Source organism: Shinella sp. CPCC 101442, assembly GCF_024704725.1.
Classification (GTDB): Bacteria; Pseudomonadota; Alphaproteobacteria; order Rhizobiales; family Rhizobiaceae; genus Shinella.
Genome location: NZ_JALIQS010000005.1, coordinates 316,121 through 338,272 on the forward strand (window position 1 = coordinate 316,121; position 22,152 = coordinate 338,272).

Genomic DNA, 22,152 nt, shown 5'->3' on the forward strand with positions numbered 1-22,152 from the left:
TCATAAACCAGCATGCGCTTACGCTGACGGCTTGCGAAATGATTTCGTCCCTGTCTCGCCGCGCTGCCGGCATGTTCCGCAATTTTTTTAATGATTGCCGGTGCGGTTTACGCGCCCTTCAGGAGACGTTTCATGCTGCCTAAGACTGCGACTGCCCGAAACATGTTCGCCATTGTGGCGGCTGGTGTTGCCACGACTGTAGCGACTGCGGGCGTTCTGCTTTTTCTCTCCTACCGCGCGGTCGAAGAGCGATCGATTTCCGAGATGGTGAACGCCGCGGAGGCGAGCGCCGGCAAGGTGGAGACCTATTTTGCGCAAGTGAAGGCGCTGAGCTGGAACATGCGCTCCGCGCTCTACGCGATGAAGGCCTCGCCCGCGCCCAGCCGTGAGACGATGAACCTGATGTTCGACCGGCTGATGGCCGACAATGCCTTTGCGCTCGGCGTCAGCACCGGCTGGGAGCCGAACGCCTTCGACGGTAAGGATGAAGAGTACAAGGACAAGCCGGGCCACGATGCGACCGGGCGCTACGTTCCCTATTTCGTGCGCAACGACGGTAAGGTCGGCATGGAGGCGCTTGTCGACTACGACAAGCCGGGTGCCGGCGACTATTATCAAGTGCCGAAATCCACCGGCAAGGACTTTCTGACCGAGCCCTACAGCTATGCCATCGGCGGCAAGAACGTGCTGATGACTTCCTTCATGGTGCCGCTGCTTTTCGACGGCAAGTTCGAGGGCGAGACCGGCGTCGATATCGCCCTTGATGCGCTCGCCTCCGACATGGCGCAGTTGAAGCCGCTCGGCGAGGGCCACGTCGTGTTGCTCAGCCAGGGCGGCAGCATCGTCAGCCATCCCGATCCCGCCGTCCTCGGCAAGACGCTGGCCGATTCCGGACTCGATGCCGCGGCCTGGCAGAACCTGATCGCCAATCCGGAAAAGGCCGCTGAAATGACGGACGCTGCCGGCGTGCCCTCCGTGGCGGTCGCCGTGCCGGTGCCGCTGGTGCCGGGCACGACCTGGTACACCGTCGTTTCGGTGCCGAAGTCGGTGCTTTTCGCAAGCCTTTCGACGCTCGCCATCACCTCCATCATCGTCATCGCGATTGCCGCGGGCCTGATGATTTCCATCGGCTGGCTGCTCGCCGCCCGCTTCCGCAAGCGCCTTGCCACCGTCATCACCGCCACCAGCGAAATCGCCCGTGGCCGCACGGATGTGGATCTGTCGGAATCCGAGCGCCAGGATGAAATCGGCGAGATGGCCCGTTCGCTTGCCGTGCTTCGCGATGCGACGCTCGCCAAGGTCCGCCTGGAAGGCGAGGCGGAGCAGAACCGCGCGCTTTCCGAGGAGGAGCGCCGCCAGCGCGTCGAGGAGACTGCCGAGCGCGAACGCCAGACGCGCCTTGCGGTCGAGGCGTTGGCCGAGGGCCTTCAGAAACTCGCCGACGGCGACATGACCCACCGCATCGATCACGCCTTTGCAGGCACGCTCGACGAAGTGCGCCATGACTTCAACGCCTCCGTCGAGAAGCTGCAGGCGGCACTGCGTTCGGTCGGCGGCAATGCAAACGCCATCCAGGCTGGCTCTGCGGAAATCCGCTCCGCCTCCGACGATCTGGCCAAGCGCACCGAACAGCAGGCGGCCTCCGTCGAGGAGACGGCTGCGGCGCTGGAAGAGATCACCACCTCGCTCAAGGACGCCACCCGGCGGGCGGAAGACGCCGGCCAGCTGGTCGAGCGGACCCGTGCGGGTGCTGAAAAATCGGGCGAGGTCGTCCGCCGCGCCGTTACCGCGATGAGCGGCATCGAGACGTCGTCGCGCGAAATCTCCAACATCATCGGCGTGATCGACGAAATCGCCTTCCAGACGAACCTGCTCGCCCTGAACGCCGGTGTCGAAGCCGCGCGCGCCGGGGAAGCCGGCAAGGGCTTTGCGGTCGTGGCGCAGGAAGTGCGCGAACTCGCCCAGCGGTCGGCGAATGCCGCCAAGGAAATCAAGGCGCTCATCACCAAGTCGGGTGAACAGGTTCATCTCGGCGTGGCGCTTGTCGGCGAAACTGGCTCGGCGCTTTCGGAAATCGTCGACCAGGTGCAGGAGATCGACCAGAATGTTGCTGCCATCGTGCGCTCGGCCCGGGAACAGTCGACGGGCCTGCATGAAATCAGCTCGGCGGTGAACTCCATCGACCAGGGCACGCAGAAGAACGCGGCCATGGTCGAAGAGCAGACGGCGGCAAGCCACGCGCTGGCGACGGAAGCCGCATCGCTCAACACGCTGCTGGCGCAATTCCGCCTCGGTTCGGGCACCACCGCCACCCGCCCGGTTGCGGTTTCGTCCACGGAGCACCGCCCGGCCGCGTCCGGCGCCCGCGCTCTCGGCGGCAAGCTGGCCCGCGCGTTCGGCGGCGGCCAGGCCGCAACGGCCACGGCGGCGCAGGACTGGGAAGAGTTCTGACACCTGTTCCAGGGGTCTGACGGGAAGGGCGGTCCGGCAACGGGCCGCCTTTTTGTTTTGCGGAAATGCGCGCAAATTTTGGGCGTTGCCCTGGAATTGCACAGGTCGTGAAAACAGGTCGGTATTCCCCGTGATTTAGTGACTTCTTTAGTAATATGAAATCATTTTTTGAATCGGCTTTCTTCACGGTTGGCACGCTTCCTGCTTTCTTTGAGGCAGGTCCAGAGGGGACCGAAAGAGAAGCGTCCAAAGAATGACGCTCCGATAAAACCGCCGCGCAGCTCTGTGGGAACCATGAAGGTTTCGCGGCTGCCGGCGGTTTTTTTGTTTTCGGCGCGGGACGCCCTCGCACTGGCTGAACGCTACTGTGCTGAAAAACATGATTTATTATATTTTTCTGTCATTGGGCCTGCCCGATTGGCTTTTTCCGTGAACTTCGCCACACTTGGCTGCCTGGGGCTCGACGCCCGATGGCATGAAGGCTTGCCAGTCTGATCTTCGCGATATAATGAGGACCCATATTAAATGGGGTGTCTGCAAAGGTGGAGGCGACGATGACCCGATCGGGCAGAATGATGCTGGCGGTCCTTTTGCTATCGGCCACGGCCTTGCCGGCGCGCGCCGACGACAGGGCGCGGCCGGTGCGTATCGCGCCGGTGCATTTCGAGGAGCGCGAACAATCGGTGACCATTACGGGTGAAGTCGTCGCGCGGGTGGAGACGGACCTCTCCTTCCGCGTCGGGGGACGCATAACCGGCTGGTTCGTCGATGTCGGCGGCGCGGTCAAGGAAGGCCAGATCCTCGCCCGGCTCGATCCCGAGGAGCAAAAGGCGGATGTGGAGGCGGCGGAAGCAGGCGTGCGCGCAGCCGATGCGCAGTTGAAACTCGCCCGCGCCAATTTCGACCGCCAGAAATCCCTTCTGAATGACGGGATCAGCACGCGGCGTGATTTCGATGATGCCGAAACGGCGTTGCGCACCGCCGAAAGCGCCCGAGAGGCGGCGATCGCCCAGCGCGATACGGCGAAGGACGTGCTCTCCTATACGGAACTGAGGGCGCCCGCCGATGGCATCGTGACGGCGCGGTTCGCGGAAACCGGACAGGTGGCGCAGGTGGCGCAGACCATGTTCACCATCGCCGATACCGGCCCGCGCGATGCTGTCTTCGATGTCTATGAATCGCTGTTCTTCGCCCAGCCTTCAAAGGATGGCGTGGTCGTCACCCTGCTCAGCGACGACACGGTGCGCACCACCGGCAATGTCCGCGAGGTCTCGCCGACCATCGATACGCAGACCGGCACGGTGCGTGTGAAGATCGCGATGGATAAAACACCGCCGGAAATGACGCTGGGTGCCTCCGTCGTCGGCGTTGGTTCGCTTGCACCCCGCCGCGTTGCGGTCGTGCCGTGGCAGGCGCTGTCGGGTGTCGAGGGCAAGCCGGCACTCTGGATCGTCGACAAGACGAAGAACACCGTCAGCCTGCGGCCTGTCGAGGTGCTGTCTTTCGAGACCGGCTCTGCGCTGGTGACCGATGGCGTCGAGGAGGGCGAGACTTACGTGGCCGATGGCACGAAGCTGCTGCGCCCCGGCCAGAGCGTGGCCGCCATCGAAGGAGCCGCCCAATGAGGACTTCCATCGCGTTCGTTATGGCTATCGCCGCCGCCTTGGCATTGTCCGCATGCAAGAAGGAAGAGGAGGCCGAGGCCCCGCCAAGGCCTGTGCTGTTCATGGTCGTCACCCCGACGGCCCTGCCCGGCACGCGCTTTGCCGGCACGGTGCAGGCAAAGGTGCAGGCGGCCCTCGGTTCGCGTGTAGCAGGCCGGCTCGTGTCGCGTTCCGTGCATGTCGGCGATCTCGTCAGGAAGGGCGATGTGCTCGCCGTGCTGGATGCGACGGCCTATGAGCTTGCCGTCCGCTCGGCCCGTGCGGAGCTCTCCAGCGCCGAGGCGACGCTTTCGAGCGCCGTTGCCAGCGAGGATCGCCAGAAGACGCTGCTGCAATCCAACGCCGCCGCCAAGGCCGCCGTCGAAAGCGCAGAACAGTCCCGCGAGGCGGCCGATGCCGGGCTCATCCGTGCGCGCACGGCGCTGGTAAAGGCGGAAGAGCAGCTTTCCTATACGCGCATCAAGGCGGAATTCGACGGCGTGGTCGTCGCAACCGGTGCCGAGGTCGGGCAGACCGTCTCGCCGGGTGAGGCCATCGTCACGGTTGCCCGCCCGGAAGAACGCGATGCGGTCGTCGATATTCCCGAAACGGCGGAAACCATTGCGGTCGGCAGCCGCTTCATTGTTTCACTGCAGATCAACCCTGCCATCACCGTCAACGGCACGGTGCGCGAAGTTGCGCCGTCCGCCGATGCGGCGACGCGTACGCGCCGGGTCAAGATCGCGCTGGAAAACCCGCCGGATACCGTGCGGCTCGGCACGACGATCACGGCCGAACTCGAAGGGCCGAACCTCACGGCGATCATGGTGCCGGAGACGGCGGTGCTTCAGAAGGACGGCGCGCCGCATGTCTGGCTGGTCGATGCCGCGAAGGGCGAGGTGCGTCTTGCCGCCATCGAGACGGGGCCGGCCCTTGGCGGCGCGGTGCCGGTGACAAAGGGTCTGAAGGAGGGCGACCGTGTCGTCACCGCCGGGGTGCACAGCCTCGAGGAAGGCCAGAAAGTGAAGATCGAAGACGAGGTAAACCTATGAAGAAGTTCAATCTTTCTGACTGGGCGCTCGATCACGCATCGCTTGTCTGGTACTTCATGATCGTCTTTGCGCTGCTCGGCTTCTTCACCTACCAGAATCTCGGCCGCGAAGAGGATCCGTCCTTCGTCATCAAGACCATGACGATCAGCGCCGCCTGGCCCGGCGCCTCCGTGGAGGAGACGACGCGGCAGGTGACCGAGCGCATCGAACGCAAGCTGGAGGAGCTGGAATCGCTCGATTTCAGCCGCAGCGTGACGACGCCGGGCCAGACGCTCGTCTTCGTCAACCTGAAGCCGACGACGCGGGCGCGCGATGTGCCGTCCACCTGGCTGACCGTCCGCAACATGATCAACGATATCAGGGGCGACTTCCCGTCCGGTGTCGTCGGCCCCGCCTTCAACGACCGCTTCGGCGACGTCTTCGGCAACATCTACGCCTTCACCGCCGACGGCCTGACGCCGCGGCAGCTGCGGGACTACGTGGAGGAAGCGCGCACGCGCATTCTTACCGTGCCGAATGTCGGCAAGGTCGATCTCGTGGGTGCACAGGACGAGGTGATCTATCTCGAATTCTCGACCCGCCAGCTCGCGGCGCTCGGCATTTCCACCCAGCAGGTCGTCTCGACCCTGCAGGCGCAGAACGCCATTGCGCCGTCTGGCGTGGTGCAGGCCGGCGGCGAGCGGGTCAGCGTGCGCGTGGGCGGGCAGTTTTCTTCCGAAGCGAGCCTTCGCGACGTCAATCTGCGCGTCAACAACCGCTTTTTCCGCCTCAGCGACATCGCCACCATCACCCGTGGTTACGAGGATCCGCCGTCCGGCCTCTTCCGCTTCAACGGAGAGCCGGCGATCGGCCTTGCCATCGGCATGAAACAGGGCGCGAACCTTCTCGAATTCGGTGCGGCGGTGGAAAGGGAGATCGAGATACTCTCGCACGATCTTCCCGTCGGCGTGGACGTGCACCTCGTTTCCGACCAGCCCAAGGTGGTCGAGGAGGCGGTGTCCGGCTTCACGCAGGCGCTGTTCGAGGCGGTCGCCATCGTGCTCGTCGTCAGCTTCGTCAGCCTTGGTATCCGCGCCGGCCTCGTCGTCGCGCTCTCCATTCCGCTGACGCTCGCCATCACCTTCGTCTTCATGTACTACGATGGCATATCCCTGCAGCGCGTTTCGCTCGGTGCCTTGATCATCGCACTCGGCCTTCTCGTCGACGACGCCATGATCGCCGTCGAGATGATGGTGGCGCGGCTGGAAGCGGGCGATTCGCTGCGCAAGGCGGCGACCTACGTCTATACGTCCACCGCCTTTCCCATGCTGACCGGCACGCTGGTGACGGTGGCGGGCTTCATTCCGATCGGCCTGAACAGCAGTGCCGCCGGCGAATTCACCTTCAGCCTCTTCGTGGTCATCGCGATCTCGCTTGTCGTGTCCTGGGTGGTTGCAGTCATCTTCACGCCGCTGCTCGGCGTCACGATCCTGCCGAAGAGCATGAAGAAGCACCACGAGCAAAAAGGCTGGTTCGGCCGCATCTTCGCACGCATCCTCGATGTCTGCATGCGCTGGAAGTGGACGACGATCGTCGCGACCGTGCTCATCTTCTTCGTCTCGGTCTTCGCCATGCGCTTCGTGCCCGAGCAGTTCTTCCCGTCCTCCGACCGGCCGGAGCTCGTGGTCGACTGGGCGCTGCCGCAGAATGCCTCGATTGCCGAGACCAATGCGCAGATCGCCAAATTCGAAGAAGAGAAGCTGAAGGGCAATCCGGATATCGAGCGCTGGTCGTCCTATATCGGGGAGGGGGCCGTGCGCTTCCTTCTGTCCTTCGATGTGCAGCCGCCGTCACCGGCCTTCGGCCAGACGGTCATCGTCAGCAAGGATCTCGAGGCGCGCGACCGTCTGAAGGACGATCTCCAGAAGTATCTGCGCGAAACCTTTGTCGGTACGGATGCACTGGTCAAGCTGCTCGATATCGGCCCGCCGGTCGGCCGGCCGATCCAGTATCGCATCAGCGGTCCCGACATTCAGGAGGTGCGCAGCCAGGCGCTGGCCTTCGGTGAACTGCTCGGCAGGAACACCCTGCTTGGCGATATCGTCTATGACTGGAACGAGCCGGCGCGCGTGGTGAAGGTCGATGTTCTCCAGGACAAGGCCCGCCAGCTCGGTGTCACCTCGCAGGATATCGCTTTCGCGCTGAACGGCGTCACCGGCGGCACGACCGTCACCCAGATCCGCGACGACGTCTACCTGATCGACGTCATCGGTCGGGCAAAGGCGGCGGAGCGCGAATCGATCGAGACCCTGCGCCAGCTCCAGCTGCCGACGGCCAACGGCACCTCCGTGCCGCTCGCGGCCGTCGCGAATTTCCGCTACGAGATGGAGCAGCCCGTCGTTTGGCGTCGCTCGCGCCAACCGACGATCACGGTCAAGGCGAGCATCACGGGCGGCGTGCAGCCGGCGACCATCGTTTCGCAGATGGACAAGGATGTCGCAGGCTTCCGCGAAGCACTGCCGTCGGGCTACCAGATCGCCGTCGGCGGTTCCGTGGAGGAAAGCGCCAACAGCCAGGCGCCGATCGTGGCGGTCGTGCCGCTGATGCTGTTTGCCATGGCGACGATCCTGATGCTGCAGCTGCAGAGCTTCTCGCGGCTCTTTCTCGTCTTCGCCGTCGCGCCGCTCGCGCTGATCGGGGTCGTCATCGCGCTGCTCGGCAGCGGCGCGCCGCTCGGCTTCGTGGCAATTCTCGGTGTGCTGGCGCTGATCGGCATCCTCATACGCAACTCCGTCATCCTCGTCGTGCAGATCGAGGATCTGAGGCGCGAGGGCATGCATGCCTGGGATGCGGTGCGCGAGGCGACGGAACATCGCATGCGGCCGATCATGCTGACGGCGGCGGCGGCGAGCCTTGCGCTCATCCCGATCTCCCGGGAAGTGTTCTGGGGCCCGATGGCCTATGCCATGATGGGCGGCATCATCGTCGGAACGGTGTTGACGCTGCTCTTCCTGCCGGCTCTCTACATCGCCTGGTTCCGCATCAGACCGGAAGAGAAGGAAAAGGCGGCACCCGAATCGATCGAGGCTGCATAGCGTGCTCTCAATTTCGCCCATATCCCTCGACAGGGTCGAGCAAGGTACAGCTCCGAAAAGGGGCCGTGCCAGAGGCTCAACTGATTCCCTGCAGCAGGCTTTCGGCCAGCATCCTGGTCTTCGTATCGCGGCGGGATGGTTGCGTTCTTTTTGTCGCACCTCTCATGAAAAAGCCGGTGGAAAAAGTTGATTTCGAACGCAAACGGGCAGGGCTGCTTTTCAGGCCGTAACGAATGTGCAAGGGATTTGCTCCATGGTGTCGGCGGGGGCTGCATGGATGTGTCTGATTGGGACAAGGTTTGGTCATGGGACTTGACGAAACGTCTGAACTGCATGTCTATGCCGATCCGTCGTGGCGAGCGGCCAGCTTCTGCCTCGTGTCTATGAAGGCGCGGTCAACAGGAAATGCAGTGTGATGATCGGAATTGAAGACGTGAGTGGGCCGCGCAAGGGGTTGAGTGTTTTTGCGCGTATCCTCATGGCCGGTGCGGCCTTGACGCTTTCGGGTTGTGTGGTCCCGAACGACGGGCCTCTGACCCAGGAAGTGCTCTCCGCCGGCGCTGGCGGCAAAGCCTACGAAATCCCTCAGACCAAGCTTATCTTCGATGTCGTCAGCATCGACCAGCGCGTGGCCACCAGCGTGAACGCGGGTACGCGCCAGGGCTTCGCCAGCACCTTCGGTCTGGGCAGCGGCGGCAGCACACCGGTTATCGGCGTTGGCGACCGTCTTGAAGTCACGATCTTCGAAGCCGGGCCGGATGGGTTGTTTTCGACGTCCGAGCGCAAATCGACGAGCATTCCCGTCGTCGTGCAGCCGGATGGCCACGGCCAGATTCCCTATGTCGGTTCCGTCCGCTTCGCCGGCATGACCATCGATTCCGCCCGCTCGACGATCGTCGATGCATTGAAGGCAAAAGCTGTCGAGCCCGACGTGATCGTGGCGATGGGAGACAATGCCTCACGCACGGTTTCTGTGCAGGGCGCGGTGAACAAGTCCACTATCGTTCCACTCGGGCTCAACGGCCTGCATCTCAGCGAAGTGCTGGCCATGGCGGGCGGCGCTTCCAACGCGCCTTACGATACTTATGTCAGCCTGAAGCGCGGCGGTCGCTCGCGCTCGGTACTGCTGCAGACGATCATCGACAATCCGAGGGACGACATCTACGTCAAGCCGGACGATCAGATCTACGTTACCTTCGACCCGCAGACCTTCTCGGCGCTCGGCCAGACGGAAAAGAGCGGCAAGATTGCCTTCAACGCCGCAAAGCTCAGCCTCGTCGAAGCTGCGGCGCTCGCTGGTGGCGGCAATATCGCAACGGCCGATCCCAAGGGCTATTTCGTCTTCCGTTACGAGGATGAAAGCGTCTACCGCAGTGTCGTCGGCGACGATCGCTTCCGTGACCTGATTTCCCGCGGCATGGCCCCGGATGGAGAGGGACGCTACCCGATCGTCTATCGCCTGGATCTGGGAGCGACGCAAAGCTACATCGTTGCGCAGAACTTCCCAGTGCGGAACAAGGACGTGATTTATCTGTCGCGCCATGTGGCGACGGACCTCGCGAAATTCCTGAGCATCATTTCCAGCGGATCCAGCGCGGCCTACAATATCACGCGCACGACCAGAACGTTCTGACGGCGTTTTGAGCGGATAGGCCGTGGCATCCGAAAATGCTGCGGAGCGCTTGCGGCGATCCGCCTGATCGATAGGAAGCTGGATGGCCGATCGGGCACGCAAAACCTATGCGCTTCTATCACGTGGCCTCTGGCAGCAGCGGCAGGATATCGCACGGTTGCTCGATGCCGACATAGTTGCCTGGCCCTTCGTTCTTCCAGGCAGGATCGACGGCTTTGTCGGCTGGGGACGGCGCCCGTCGGGTATGCGCGCCGTTCGGCTTGCCAAACGGTTCGGCAAGGAAATCCTCACGCTGGAGGACGGCTTTCTGCGTGGCTTTGCGCCAGGGCAGGGGGAGCCGAGCCATTCCTATGTGATCGACCGGCAGGGCATCTATTTCGATGCACGCTATCCGAGCGATCTCGATAGCCTGCTGGCCCAGCCTCAGACCGATCCTCAGGCGCTCGGCCGCGCGCGCCGGCTGATCGCGCAGCTGCGGCAAGAGCGCCTGTCCAAATACAACAACAGCCCGCTGCTCACCCCCGCAGCTGCCGGCGTGCCGCAGGGCCGCCCCTTTGTCCTTCTCGTCGATCAGGTCGCGGGCGATGCCTCCATTGCGGGAGCCGGCGCGAGCGCGGGGCGTTTCCAGGCGATGCTGGAGCATGCTGCCGCATCCAATCCCGGCAAGACGCTTGTCGTGCGCATCCATCCCGCGGCCGGTGAGAGAAGCCTGTTGCGACAGGCCGCAACGGCGCTCGGACTGTCGATCGTCGTGCCGGAGCGCATGAATCCGTGGCCGTTGCTGGAAGAGGCCGAAAGCGTCTACACGGTATCGAGCCAACTCGGTTTCGAAGCCCTCATGGCCGGCCGGCCGGTTCACTGTTTCGGTTCGACCTACTATTCCGGCCGAGGGCTGACGACGGACCACGGCGAATTGAATGCCGGCAAGCCGCCGGCCTCGCTGGAACAGGTTTTTCACGCGGCCTTTCTCGAATATGCGCGCTATCTAGACCTTCACACGCGGCTGGCCTGCACCGCGGAGCATGCGGTAGAGCAGGCGGTCGCCGTTCGCAATCAACGCTCCCGCCTCGAATACAAGGTTTTTACGGTCGGGTTTTCACCGTGGAAGCGCCGCGCCATGACGCCATTCCTCAAGGGCATGGTGGGGGATCCCGTTCATATGCGCAGAATGGACGCTGCCGTGCCGGCGGCGCAGGCGGCGGGCGGCGTCGTGGCGGTCTGGGGCAGTGACAGGCCTCTGCCTGTTTCCGTGCCTGCTGTTCGCCTCGAGGACGGTTTCATCCGCTCGAAAGGCCTCGGCGTGACCCTGACGCTGCCCTCCTCCATCGCTATCGACGACGAACATGTCTATTACGACGCGCGGGGGGCGAGTCGGCTTGAAACCATCATAGCGGAGGGCGTTTTCGACGAGCCGCTGCGGGCGCGGGCGCGGAGCCTCGCCCAGCTCCTTATCCAGCGCGGTGTTTCGAAATACAATCTCGGTACGGCGGCCGACCTGCCTGTCGTGGCGGAAGGGCGCGTGAAAATCCTCGTCCCCGGCCAGGTGGAGAAGGATGCCTCTATCCGCTACGGTTCACCGCAGGTGCGTACCAATGCGGGTCTCGTCGCTGCGGTGCGCAGGCTCTATCCAGGTGCTTTCATCGTCTACAAGCCACATCCGGATGTGGTGTCAGGCGTAAGGGATGGCGGCGAGGAGCCGCGCGATGCCGACAGGATCGTGCGGAGCGGCGACATCCTTCAGTGGATTGCCTGGGCGGATCGCGTGGAGACCATAACCTCGCTTACCGGTTTCGAGGCGCTTCTGCGTGGCAAGGCGGTCGGCGTGCACGGCATGCCCTTCTATGCCGGCTGGGGTCTTACCGAAGATCGCCTGGTCATGCCGCGCCGCACGCGCCGAATCGATCTCGACATGCTTGTTGCCGCAAGCCTGATTCTCTATCCGCTTTATGTGCATCCGCTGAGCGGCTTGCCGTGCCGGCCGGAAGACCTCGTCGAGGAAATTTCCAGCGGTGCCTTGAAAAAGTCCGGTCCGCTGGCGATGCTTCTTTTAGGTGCGGCGCAGCAAATTAACCGCTTGGGAGTACTTTTGCGCGACTCGAAGTTGCGCTAGTGTGGTCAGCGGCAAATGCGTAGGGAATGCGTCCCGGGCACGCGTTCCCGTGGAAGCAGTTTGCTTGTACATGCAGTGCATGGGATTTTCGGGGAAGGGCGGCGGATGCGGTTGCTAAAAAGACAGGTTTATGCGATGACGAGTGCCTTCAGCACTATTCCGAGTTGAGTCAGCCTGTCATGACTGTACAGCATGATCAAGATTTGAAGGCGGATCACTCCGAGTCCGAGCACGCCTCTCTGCGCGGCCCGCGCCTGATCAATCTTTCGCTACGTCGTAAGCTTTCGAAGCGTTTTCCCTCCAAGAGCGCGCCACGCGTGCTCATGTTGCAGGGTCCGGTCGGTCCGTTCTTCCGGAAAGTGCAGGCCCTTCTCAACCAAAAGGGTTTTGAGGCCTGGCGCGTTTGCTTCAATGCAGGCGATCGGCTTTTTGCCCGCGGCAGCCAGAATCTTCATTTCTCCGGCACGGCAGAGGCTTGGCGTGATTGGTTTACCGAGATCGTTGGTGAGCACGGCTTCGACTATGTGGTGCTTTTCGGCTGCGAGCGCGAAGTTCACAGGATCGCGATAGAGCAGTGTGCAGCCGTGGGCGTTCCCGTCCTCTGTCTCGAAGAGGGCTATATTCGCCCCGGTTTCGTGACGATGGAGCTTGGCGGCAACAATTGGCGCTCCCCGATCATGGGTAAGCTGCCGGCGGAGGACGACGCCGAATCGAAGCTGGAGCGACCAAAGGGCGTGAGCTACCCCTCCTCTTTCGGTGCTATGGCGACCTACGCCTATACCTATTTTGCCGCTCGCGGCGTGTTTTCCAAGCCAAGCGAGCGCAAGCTTTTTCATAAGCCTAAGCGCTCGTTCGTGCGGGAAATGTTCTACTGGATCAAGAACTACTATCGCAAGTTCAGCAATCTCGGCCGCAACTATCGCAGTATGGAGCGATTGCTCGAGCATCACGACAAGCGGTACTATCTGGTCCCCTTGCAGGTGCATGACGATGGCCAGCTTGGCGCCGCCGCAGGCGGCTGGAGCAACCAGAAGCTCATTCTGAAGTCGATCGTCTCGTTCGCGCGAAATGCGCCGGTGGCATCTCAGCTCGTGTTCAAGATCCACCCGATGGAGCGGGGGCACAGCCAGGACAGTCAGTTCATCCGCCAGGTGAGCGTCCTGAACAATGTGGCGGACCGGGTCCATATCCTTGACGGTGGTTCGCTGGGGCTTTTGACGCGCCATTCCGCCGGCATGGTGACGATCAACAGCACGTCCGGTCTTTCGGCCTTGCTGCATGGTGTTCCACTTGCTGTCCTGGGGCAGGCATTCTACCGGCATCCAGTCCTTGCCCATTGTGTAAACAAGGGCATCGAGCTTGATCAGTTTTGGTCGTCTGGCCATGTGGCTCCTGCGAACCTGCGGCGCGAGTATCTGAACTGGATCAATCGTAAATGCCTGCAGCCCGGCGATTTTTACGCCTACGAGGGCATGGAAGTGGCGGCGAACTCGCTTCTGGCAAAGCTTCGCGCCATTGATGAGGCTGCTGGATCGGTTACCCCGCTACGTCTGCCGGTGGACTATGCGCCCGAGCGTTTGCGCTCCGTCGGTGGGACAGCGATCTGATTTCACAACATCGTTGAAGGGGGGATCGGCTTTCAGGCCGATTTGCGCTGTGCTGCCGAACTGGAGCGCAGAATCTCTTCATGAACCTGAATGGCTTCCTCGATATCGTTGAAGAAGGTCAGCGTCCCATTGTTCATCACCCCGCCGACATCGCAAAACGATCGAAGCAGACCTGCCGAGTGCGAGACGAGCAGAAGAGAGGCGTTTTCCCGCCGTTGCTCGAAGACTTCCTTGCACTTCTTCTTGAAAGTCGAATCCCCGACCGCGATGACCTCATCGATCAGGTAATACTCGAACTCGATCGCCATACAGATGCCGAAGGAAAGGCGCGCTTTCATACCGGCGGAGTAGGTCCTGACCGGCATATCCAGATATGGGCCCAGTTCCGAGAATTCCGCGACGAAGTCGAGCACTTTGTTGCGGGGCTTGCCGTAGATATCGGCGATGAAGCGGGTGTTCTGGGCGCCGGTGAGCTTGCCGTGTACGCCACCTTTGAATCCCAGCGGCCAGGAAATCTTGCCATCGCGCAGAATGCGCCCAGAGTCCGGCATTTCACTGCCGGAAATCATGCTCATGAGCGTGGATTTTCCCGCACCGTTCCTGCCGAGGATGCCGATATTGATGCCGGGAGGAAAGGTTGCGGTGAAGTTTTCGAGAATGATTTTCTTGCCACCGCCGGGGCGAGGGTAGGCTTTGCTGACGTTGTCGAAAATGATCATGAGGCGACGATCTTTCGGCGGAAGATGCGCTCGACGCTCAAGGCGATCACAAGCAGGCCAGTAGAAACACCAAGCAGATACTGTTTGCTCAGCAAGGCGTTATAATCAAGATAGGTGGATGTGCGGAACCATTCAACGCAATGCAAAAACGGGTTCCACCAGAGAATGGCCTGAAATTCCGGCGGCAGCTGGGTCGGCACGAAGAAAACCCCGGACGCCAGCATAAGGGGCATGCTGAGCATATTCATGAAGGTGTCATAGCGCGGAACAAGAGCACTGAACATCGCGTTGAACGTCGCAAAGGAGAGCGCGAAGTACAGGATCGCCAGCAGGCCTTCCGCAAAATCGGCGGGATAAACGATAACTGATCTATCCATCATGAGAGAAAGTCCGCCCATGAACAGCCAGCAGATGATCAGCCAGATCGTAGATTCGGTGAGGAAAGTGGCAATGATGGTATCCAGCGGACGGACCAGCGGATAGGTCAACATCGGTTGGTTGCTGATGATTGCCCGTTCCGTCTTGCGCGCGATGCCACGCGTCATACGGAAACCGAAAATGCCGGTCAGAAAGAAGAGTAGGGCACTATCCCCGAATGGTACCCCCGCGCGCATCCACGCATGGATGAGAAGGTAGACGCTGACATAGGCGACTGGTTCGATCAGAACCCAGACGAAGCCCATACGGCTTTCGCCGAAACGTGTCACTGCGCTTCTCACCACCAGCGCAGCGATGATCCGCATGTTCTCGCTGAGAGCGTAGGCGAAATTCTTCTCGGTTACCACCTTCATCACACCGCTCGGTCTCTTCGCGCCGTCAGATCGCATGATCCTTGACGGAGCGGAATACGAAGTAGCCGATGACCCAAAGGCTGATCGACGACAGGAGGACGATGCCCGTGTTCAGCAGGCTGAAAGGATAGAGGGCGACTTCCGGCTCACGCGGCGGGACATAGACGGCGAAATACCGCTCTTGCTTCTGAGCTTCCTGCATCGCTGCTTCCAGTGCCGCCAGCGACGCCGTATAGGCCTTCACTGCAAATTCCTGCTCGACACCGAGTTCCGAGAAACGGCTGATCATCTGCGGCAGGGCGCTCGAGGTGTCGGTGCCGCTGCGCGTCGTCTTGCCGTCGGCTGGTTGATCGACGTCACCGGTGAGGCGGTTCCGCTGTTCGATCAATTGCGCTTCCAGCGCGCTGATCTTGCGTTCGATCACGCGTGCGGACGGGGCGTCGCTGCTGATGGAATCGACGAGCGCCTTGTAGCGTGTGCGAAGGCTTGCCAGCTCCTGCTCGAGCGAGCTGATGATCGTCGCTTCCATAGTGGCAACTGTCGCCGGATCGACCGCTTGCTCGTTGATCTGCAATTCGGTCATCTGCTTGCGAATATTGCGCAGACGTTCCTCGGAACGCGCTACCTGCTGATTGGCAACATCGACAACCTGTCGGCGCGTCTTGTCCGAAAGGGTGTTCACGAGATGCTCGGAAACCGACAGAATGGATTGAGACACCTGCGTCGCGTCGGTCGGGGAGAACGCGAAGACGCGCATCGTCACGTTGCCGGTGGTGGAGTTGAAGCTGACATCGACCATGTCGCGCCAATAGTCGCGGAATTCGTCCAGCGAGCGCGTGTCATTTTCACGATAAAGAAAATCGATGTTCGGTCGGGAGTAGACCGTCCTGATGTCGACGCCAGTCTGTTCGCGGATGTCGGGCAAAATTTGGGCGGAGTGGATATAGTCCGCGACGATATAGGAATCGCCGGACTGCAAGCCTCCTCCGACAAGCGCGGGTATTCCGAGACCACTGAGGGATGATTGGTTGGCGCCACGAACCGAAAACTGCGTTTCGACGACATATTGCGGGCTGGCGATGAAGGCGAAGTAGAGTGCGGTCAGGATCGTCGGGACAACCACTACGAGGCCGAAGGATATCTGCGTCCACGGGAGCTTCCGCTTCCGCTTCGGCATCTCCGGCAGGGTCATGATCTTCTTGACGATGTCGGTTTTCGTGCGCGCGCGCGCGCCTAGGTCTTCTTCGTCGTTGGCATCGGGATCTGGCGCACGCCTGGAGGGCACCCTCTTGAGGGCAACGACCTTCTTGTCTTCCGCCCGCTGTTTGACACGCTGCTTGGCGATATCGAGCAGGCTGCTGGCTCCGGTGGCGACGTGGGGCTGGGCTTCCGCCTCTACGGGCGTCTTCTCTTCTTTCACGTCGGACCACTCTTTCCCAAAGAAAACCGGTTAGTCGCCTAAATGCTTACCATCGGCAGATTATTCGAAATAACCTTTACAGACAACAAAAATGCCGCCTGGAATTCTGCGAAACAGTCCTCCAAGGCGAATTCCCGCATTTTCGAGTTCTCACTGCGTGCGTCTTCTCGTCGAGCAATCGGGTTATTTTGTGACCGGGGTCGCCGCGCCGCACCATCCGGCGCCCGAGGCGATGAAGTTCGGATTGGCGAAATCGGTGTCGTGGAGCTGCCGGCGTTTGCCGTAGATAAGGGTACTGCCGTCGAGCGTGCGGGTTTCGCCACCTGCTGCGCGCAGCACGGCATCGCCGGCGGCGGTGTCCCATTCCATGGTGCGGCTGAAGCGGGGATAGACATCGGCAAGGCCCTCGGCGACGAGGCAGAATTTCAGCGAGGAGCCGATCGCGGTGCAGGCGTCGATGCCGTGGTCGTCGAGGAAGCGGGCAGTCTCCGGTGTATTGTGCGAGCGGCTGGCGACGGCGGTCAGCGCCTCACCGCGACCGCGGCAGCCGATACCTTGCCGGTTGCTGAGGGTGCGGCCATCTGCCACGGTGAAGCGTTCGGCGTGGCCATCGACGGCGATGAAGCCGATGGCAAGGGCGGGAGCGTAGACGATGCCGGCAATTGGAACGCCTGCTTCGACAAGGGCGATGTTGACGGTGAACTCGTTGCGGCCGGCGACGAATTCCTTGGTGCCGTCGAGCGGGTCGACAAGGAAGAATAAGCCGCCGGAAATGTCGGGCATCTGGCCGGCGGCGACCGCCTCCTCCGCAACGACGGGGATTTTAGGGAAGTGCCGGGCGAGCGCTTCGAGAATCACGCGTTCGGCCTCCTCGTCCGCCTCGGTGACCGGGGAACTGTCGGGCTTGTAGTGCACGTCGGGGCCGGCGCTGTGAATGGCCATGATGGCGCGGCCGGCGGCGAGGGCTGCGCTCTCCATGACGCGTTTCAGCTCTGCTGTCTCTGCCTGCATCGTCCCTAGCCTTTCTGCCCCATGGCTTAGCCGCGGCTCGGTTGGAAAGCAAATACTGCGTGTGGAAACCGCGCCGGACTTGCGCCACGGCCTTGCCGTTTGTGCTGCATATGCGAATGTGGTGCGACTGATCCGGGATTTTTCATGCGTTACTCCGCTCTCTCCATTCTAAAACAAGCCTTTGCCGGAAATCTCGGCTGGAAACCTGCATGGCGGGAGCCCGAGCCGAAATCCCATTACGACGTAATCATCGTCGGTGGCGGCGGACATGGCCTTGCAACAGCCTACTATCTCGCCAAGGAATTCGGTATCCGCAATGTCGCGGTGATCGAGAAGGGGTATCTCGGCTCGGGCAATGTCGGCCGCAACACGACGATCGTGCGCTCGAACTACATGCTGCCCGGCAACGAGCCGTTCTACGAGTTTTCACTGAAACTGTGGGAGGGGCTGGAGCAGGCGCTCAACTACAATGTGATGCTCTCGCAGCGCGGCATTATCAGCCTCTATCATAACGATGGTCAGCGCGATCATTATACGCGGCGCGGCAATGCTATGATGATGGAAGGGGTGGCCGCCGAGCAGCTCGATCGCGAGACGCTGAAGAAGATGCTGCCCTTCCTCAATTTCGACCATGCGCGTTTCCCGATTATCGGCGGGCTGTTGCAAAAGCGCGCCGGCACGGCGCGGCACGACGCCGTCGCCTGGGGTTTTGCGCGCGGCGCCGATAGGCTTGGTGTCGATCTCATTCAGAATTGCGAGGTTACCGGCATTCGCCGGGAGAACGGCGTCGTCATCGGCGTCGAGACGACGAAGGGTTTTATCGGTTGCAACAGGCTGGGGCTTGCGGCGGCGGGCAACTCATCGCGCGTCGGCGCGATGGCGGGGCTGAAGCTGCCGCTGGAAAGCCATGTGCTGCAGGCTTTCGTGACGGAGGGGCTGAAGCCCTGCATCGATCACGTCATCACCTATGGCGCCGGGCATTTCTACATTTCGCAGTCGGACAAGGGCGGGCTGGTCTTCGGTGCGGAGATCGATGGCTACTCTTCCTATGCGCAGCGCGGCAACCTCGCGACGGCGGAGCATGTGATGGAGGAGGGGGTGACCATGATTCCCGGCCTTTCGCGCGTGCGTGTGCTGCGCAGTTGGGGCGGCGTCATGGACATGTCGATGGATGGTTCGCCGATCATCGACAAGACGCCCATCGATAACCTCTACCTCAATTGCGGCTGGTGTTATGGCGGCTTCAAGGCGACGCCGGCGTCCGGTTTCTGCTTTGCCCATCTCATCGCCAAGGGCGAGAGCCATCACGTGGCGCGTGCGCTCCGGCTCGATCGTTTCGAGCGCGGTTTCCCGATCGACGAGGCGGGTGCCGGCACCCAGCCGAACCTGCATTGAGCTGAACCATGGCGAGCCTGATTTCCTGTCCGCATTGCGGCACGCGTCCCAAGGAAGAGTTTTTCATCCGCGGTGACGCCAACCCCGTCCGCCCGGCGCCCATGGCGACCGACGAGGCGTGGAACGACTATGTGCATCTGCGGGTCAACCCACGCGGGCGTATCCGTGAGCATTGGCAGCACGTGGCCGGCTGCCGGCGCTGGCTGGTTGTGGAGCGGGACAATTTCACCCATGAGGTGTTTGCCGTGACGGATGCGGCCAAGGCCGGGGAGGGTGCGCGATGAGTGCCTTTCGCCTTGCCTCCGGCGGCCTTGTCGATCGCAGCCACACCCTGCGTTTCACCTTTGACGGAGCTAGCCTCACCGGCCATGCCGGCGATACGCTCGCCTCGGCGCTGCTTGCCAACGACAGGCTTCTCCTCGGCCGCAGCTTCAAATATCACCGCCCGCGCGGCATCATGACGGCGGGGCCATCGGAGCCGAACGGGCTTGTGACGGTCGGCAGCGGTGCAAGGCGCGATCCGAACACCAAGGCGACGGTTGCCGAGCTCTATGATGGTCTCGAAGCCCGCAGCCAGAACCGTTGGCCGAGCCTCGCCTATGACATCGGCGCGGTAAACAACCTGATGTCGCGCTTCCTGTCGGCGGGCTTCTACTACAAGACCTTCATGTGGCCGGCCGCCTTCTGGGAAAAGGTCTACGAACCGCTGATCCGCCGCGCCGCCGGCCTCGGCCGAACGGACCTGCCGCGCGATCCCGATGCCTATGAGAAAAGCTGGGCGCATTGCGACCTCCTCGTGGTCGGCGCCGGTCCGGCGGGCCTTGCCGCAGCCCTTGTCGCGGCGCGGTCGGGGCTGCGCGTCATTCTTGCGGAGCAGGATTTCGTTCTTGGCGGCGCGCTGCTTTCCGAAACCGCACCTGTCGGCGGCGAGCCGCCCTATGTCTTCGCCCGGCGTGTGGTCGAGGAACTGCAGAACAGCCCGAACGTCACGCTTATGCCGCGCACCACCGTCTTCGGGTGGTACGACGACAATGTCTTCGGCGCGCTCGAACGCGTGCAGAAGGACGTTGCGGCGCTCGATGCCGCAAAGCCCGTCGAGCGGCTTTGGCGCATCGTGGCGAAGCACGCGATCCTTGCGACCGGTGCCGAGGAGCGGCCTTTGGTGTTCGGCGGCAACGACCGGCCGGGCATAATGACGGCAAGCGCCGTCAGCACCTATGCCAACCGCTTCGGCGTTGCGGCGGGCAAATCCGTCGCGATCTTTACCAATGGTTCGTCCGGCTATCGAACGGCGCAGGATCTCGCCGCCCGGGGCGTCGAAATCGCTGTGCTCATCGATAGCCGCGCGGCGTCCGGCGATGTGGCGCCCGATGGCGTGCGGCTTGTTCGCGGCGGGTCCATCGTCGATACGAAGGGGCGGCAGCGGGTCCGGGCGGTGGTTGCGGACCGCGGTGGCTTCGAAGAGCTGATTGGCTGCGACGCCGTGGCCATGTCAGGCGGCTGGAGCCCTGTCATCCACCTGGCCTGCCAGCGTGGTGGCAAGCCGGTCTGGTCGGAGGCCCTTCAGGCGTTCATGGCACCCGAAGCAGGACCGGCTCTGGTGACGGCGGGCGCGGCGGCGGGACATTATCGTCTCTCGGAATGTTTCGACGATGGCGCGCGCAAGGCGTCGGCGATTGTCGAGGCGATCGGTCGGCAGGCAGTCGGGATCGAGCGGCCTGTCATCGGTGAGGAAACCGATCCGTCCTTCACCGCGCTCTGGCATGTGCCGGGTGCGAAATCGAAGGCCTTTGTCGACTTCCAGAACGACGTGCACACCGGGGATCTCGGCCTTGCCGTGCGCGAGGGCTTCGGCCATGTCGAACATGCCAAGCGCTACACGACGGGCGGCATGGCGACGGACCAGGGCAAGCTCGGCAACATCAACGCCATCGGCATTCTCGCCGGCATGCGCGGGGTCAGCCCCGCGGAAGTCGGCACCACGACGTTCCGGCCGTTCTATACGCCGGTCTCCTTCGGTGCGCTCGCCGGCACGTCCGTCGACGGACACGCCATGCCGATACGTCGCTCGCCGCTGCATGGCTGGGCGGCGCGCAACGGCGCGGTCTTCATCGATGCAGGGCTTTGGTATCGCTCCTCCTGGTTCCCGAAGGCAGGTGAGAAGACCTGGCGGGAAAGCGTTGATCGCGAAGTGCGCACGGTGCGCGAAAACGCCGGCCTCTGTGATGTCTCGACGCTCGGCAAGATCGAAGTGTTCGGGCCGGATGCGGCGGAGTTCCTCAGCCGGCTCTATTGCAATCCCGTGTTGAAACTCCCCGTCGGCAAGGCCCGCTATGGCCTGATGCTGCGCGAGGACGGCATGGTCTATGACGATGGCACGGTGAGCCGGCTAGGTGAGGATCATTTCTTCGTCACGACCACCACCGCCCTTGCCGGCGGCGTGCTCTCGCATATGGAATTTGCCGCGCAGGTGCTCTGGCCGGACCTGCGGGTGCGCTTCCTGTCGGTCTCCGACCAGTGGGCGCAGATGTCGATTGCGGGACCAAAGGCACGCGCAATCCTGCAGGCTGTCGTCGAGGACGACATTTCAAACGCGGCCTTCCCGTTCCTCGCGGCGCGTGCGGTGCGGCTCAAGGGCAATCTGAAGGCGCGGCTCTTCCGCATCTCGTTCTCCGGCGAACTCGCCTATGAACTGGCGGTGCCGGCCGGATATGGCGAGGCGGTGGCGGATGCGCTGATGCGGGCGGGTGCGCCGCATGGCATCTGCGCCTATGGCGTGGAAACGCTGAACGTGCTGCGCCTCGAAAAGGGCCATGTCACCCATGCGGAACTTGACGGTCGCGTGACGCCCGACGACGCCGGTCTCGGCCGCATGATGGGCACGAGCAAGCCGGATTTCATCGGCAAGCGCCTCTCCGCCCGCTTCGGCCTGACGGCGGCCGACCGTGCGCAGCTTGTCGGTCTCAAGGTGCTGGAACCGGAGAAAGACATTCGCGCAGGTGCGCATCTGCTGAAGGACGGGGCAAAACCCTCGACGCTCAACGATCAGGGCTGGGTCAGCTCCGCCTGCTTCTCACCGACGCTCGGCGGGCACATCGCGCTCGCCTTCCTGAAATCCGGCCGGGAACGCTACGGCGAGAAAATCGTGGTCTGGGATCAGCTGCGCGGCGTGGAAACGTTTGCGGAAGTCTGCGATCCCGTCTTCGTCGACCGTGAAAACACCAAGCTGATGGCGTGAGGTAGAGG

General features: G+C 62.5%; 15 protein-coding genes. 11 read left to right on the plus strand and 4 right to left on the minus strand.

Translation table 11 applies throughout. The features are described from left to right. Nucleotides 1–132: 132 nt before the first annotated feature. The 8 genes from MUO32_RS20520 (at nt 133) to MUO32_RS20550 (ending at nt 13,570) form a co-directional block, all read left to right on the plus strand. The gene (locus MUO32_RS20520) at nt 133–2,451 is read left to right on the plus strand and encodes a methyl-accepting chemotaxis protein (protein ID WP_257950243.1); all 2,319 of its coding nucleotides are present in this window, start codon (nt 133–135) and stop codon (nt 2,449–2,451) included. 389 nt (nt 2,452–2,840) lie between these two features. Then, nucleotides 2,841–2,930 (plus strand): 4Fe-4S binding protein, encoded by a 90-nt coding sequence (locus MUO32_RS29405; protein WP_374708699.1) that lies wholly within the window; start codon nt 2,841–2,843, stop codon nt 2,928–2,930. A 75-nt stretch (nt 2,931–3,005) separates the two neighbouring features. Next, complete coding sequence (locus MUO32_RS20525) at nt 3,006–4,076, plus strand: efflux RND transporter periplasmic adaptor subunit (protein WP_257950244.1); 1,071 nt, start codon at nt 3,006–3,008, stop codon at nt 4,074–4,076. Continuing rightward, nucleotides 4,073–5,146, plus strand: a complete 1,074-nt coding sequence (locus MUO32_RS20530) for an efflux RND transporter periplasmic adaptor subunit (protein ID WP_257950245.1) — start codon at nt 4,073–4,075, stop codon at nt 5,144–5,146. The genes MUO32_RS20525 and MUO32_RS20530 overlap by 4 nt, the downstream gene beginning before the upstream one ends. Next, the gene (locus MUO32_RS20535) at nt 5,143–8,220 is read left to right on the plus strand and encodes an efflux RND transporter permease subunit (protein ID WP_257950246.1); all 3,078 of its coding nucleotides are present in this window, start codon (nt 5,143–5,145) and stop codon (nt 8,218–8,220) included. Before MUO32_RS20530 ends, MUO32_RS20535 begins: the two co-directional genes overlap by 4 nt. Nucleotides 8,221–8,635: 415 nt before the next feature. Continuing rightward, entirely contained in the window at nt 8,636–9,853 is a 1,218-nt protein-coding gene (locus tag MUO32_RS20540; RefSeq protein ID WP_257950247.1) for a polysaccharide biosynthesis/export family protein, read from the plus strand. An 82-nt stretch (nt 9,854–9,935) separates the two neighbouring features. After that, complete coding sequence (locus tag MUO32_RS20545; protein WP_257950248.1) at nt 9,936–11,963, plus strand: capsular polysaccharide biosynthesis protein; 2,028 nt, start codon at nt 9,936–9,938, stop codon at nt 11,961–11,963. A 179-nt stretch (nt 11,964–12,142) separates the two neighbouring features. Further along, entirely contained in the window at nt 12,143–13,570 is a 1,428-nt protein-coding gene (locus MUO32_RS20550; RefSeq protein ID WP_257950249.1) for a capsular biosynthesis protein, read from the plus strand. Between the two features lie 32 nt (nt 13,571–13,602). Here the strand turns inward: MUO32_RS20550 and MUO32_RS20555 are convergent, their stop codons facing one another. From MUO32_RS20555 to cysQ, 4 genes are all read right to left on the minus strand, one after another. After that, nucleotides 13,603–14,289 (minus strand): ABC transporter ATP-binding protein, encoded by a 687-nt coding sequence (locus MUO32_RS20555; protein WP_257950250.1) that lies wholly within the window; start codon nt 14,287–14,289, stop codon nt 13,603–13,605. Beyond that, nucleotides 14,286–15,080 (minus strand): ABC transporter permease, encoded by a 795-nt coding sequence (locus tag MUO32_RS20560; protein ID WP_257950251.1) that lies wholly within the window; start codon nt 15,078–15,080, stop codon nt 14,286–14,288. Before MUO32_RS20560 ends, MUO32_RS20555 begins: the two co-directional genes overlap by 4 nt. A gap of 25 nt (nt 15,081–15,105) precedes the next feature. After that, complete coding sequence (locus tag MUO32_RS20565) at nt 15,106–16,500, minus strand: hypothetical protein (RefSeq protein ID WP_257950252.1); 1,395 nt, start codon at nt 16,498–16,500, stop codon at nt 15,106–15,108. Nucleotides 16,501–16,683: 183 nt separating this feature from the next. After that, nucleotides 16,684–17,490: a 3'(2'),5'-bisphosphate nucleotidase CysQ gene (gene cysQ, locus MUO32_RS20570; protein WP_257950298.1), complete on the minus strand. Its 807-nt coding sequence runs from the start codon at nt 17,488–17,490 to the stop codon at nt 16,684–16,686. A 165-nt stretch (nt 17,491–17,655) separates the two neighbouring features. Here cysQ and MUO32_RS20575 point away from each other — a divergent pair, with 165 nt between their 5' ends. Genes MUO32_RS20575 through MUO32_RS20585 form a run of 3 tightly spaced genes read left to right on the plus strand, consistent with a single transcriptional unit; the run spans nt 17,656 to nt 22,144 of the window. After that, entirely contained in the window at nt 17,656–18,906 is a 1,251-nt protein-coding gene (locus MUO32_RS20575) for a sarcosine oxidase subunit beta family protein (RefSeq protein ID WP_257950253.1), read from the plus strand. Nucleotides 18,907–18,914: 8 nt separating this feature from the next. Continuing rightward, nucleotides 18,915–19,190, plus strand: coding sequence for a sarcosine oxidase subunit delta (locus tag MUO32_RS20580; protein WP_257950254.1), 276 nt, complete (start codon nt 18,915–18,917; stop codon nt 19,188–19,190). Further along, on the plus strand, nt 19,187–22,144 hold the full coding sequence (locus tag MUO32_RS20585) for a sarcosine oxidase subunit alpha family protein (RefSeq protein WP_257950255.1): 2,958 nt from the start codon (nt 19,187–19,189) through the stop codon (nt 22,142–22,144). Before MUO32_RS20580 ends, MUO32_RS20585 begins: the two co-directional genes overlap by 4 nt. Nucleotides 22,145–22,152 lie beyond the last annotated feature (8 nt).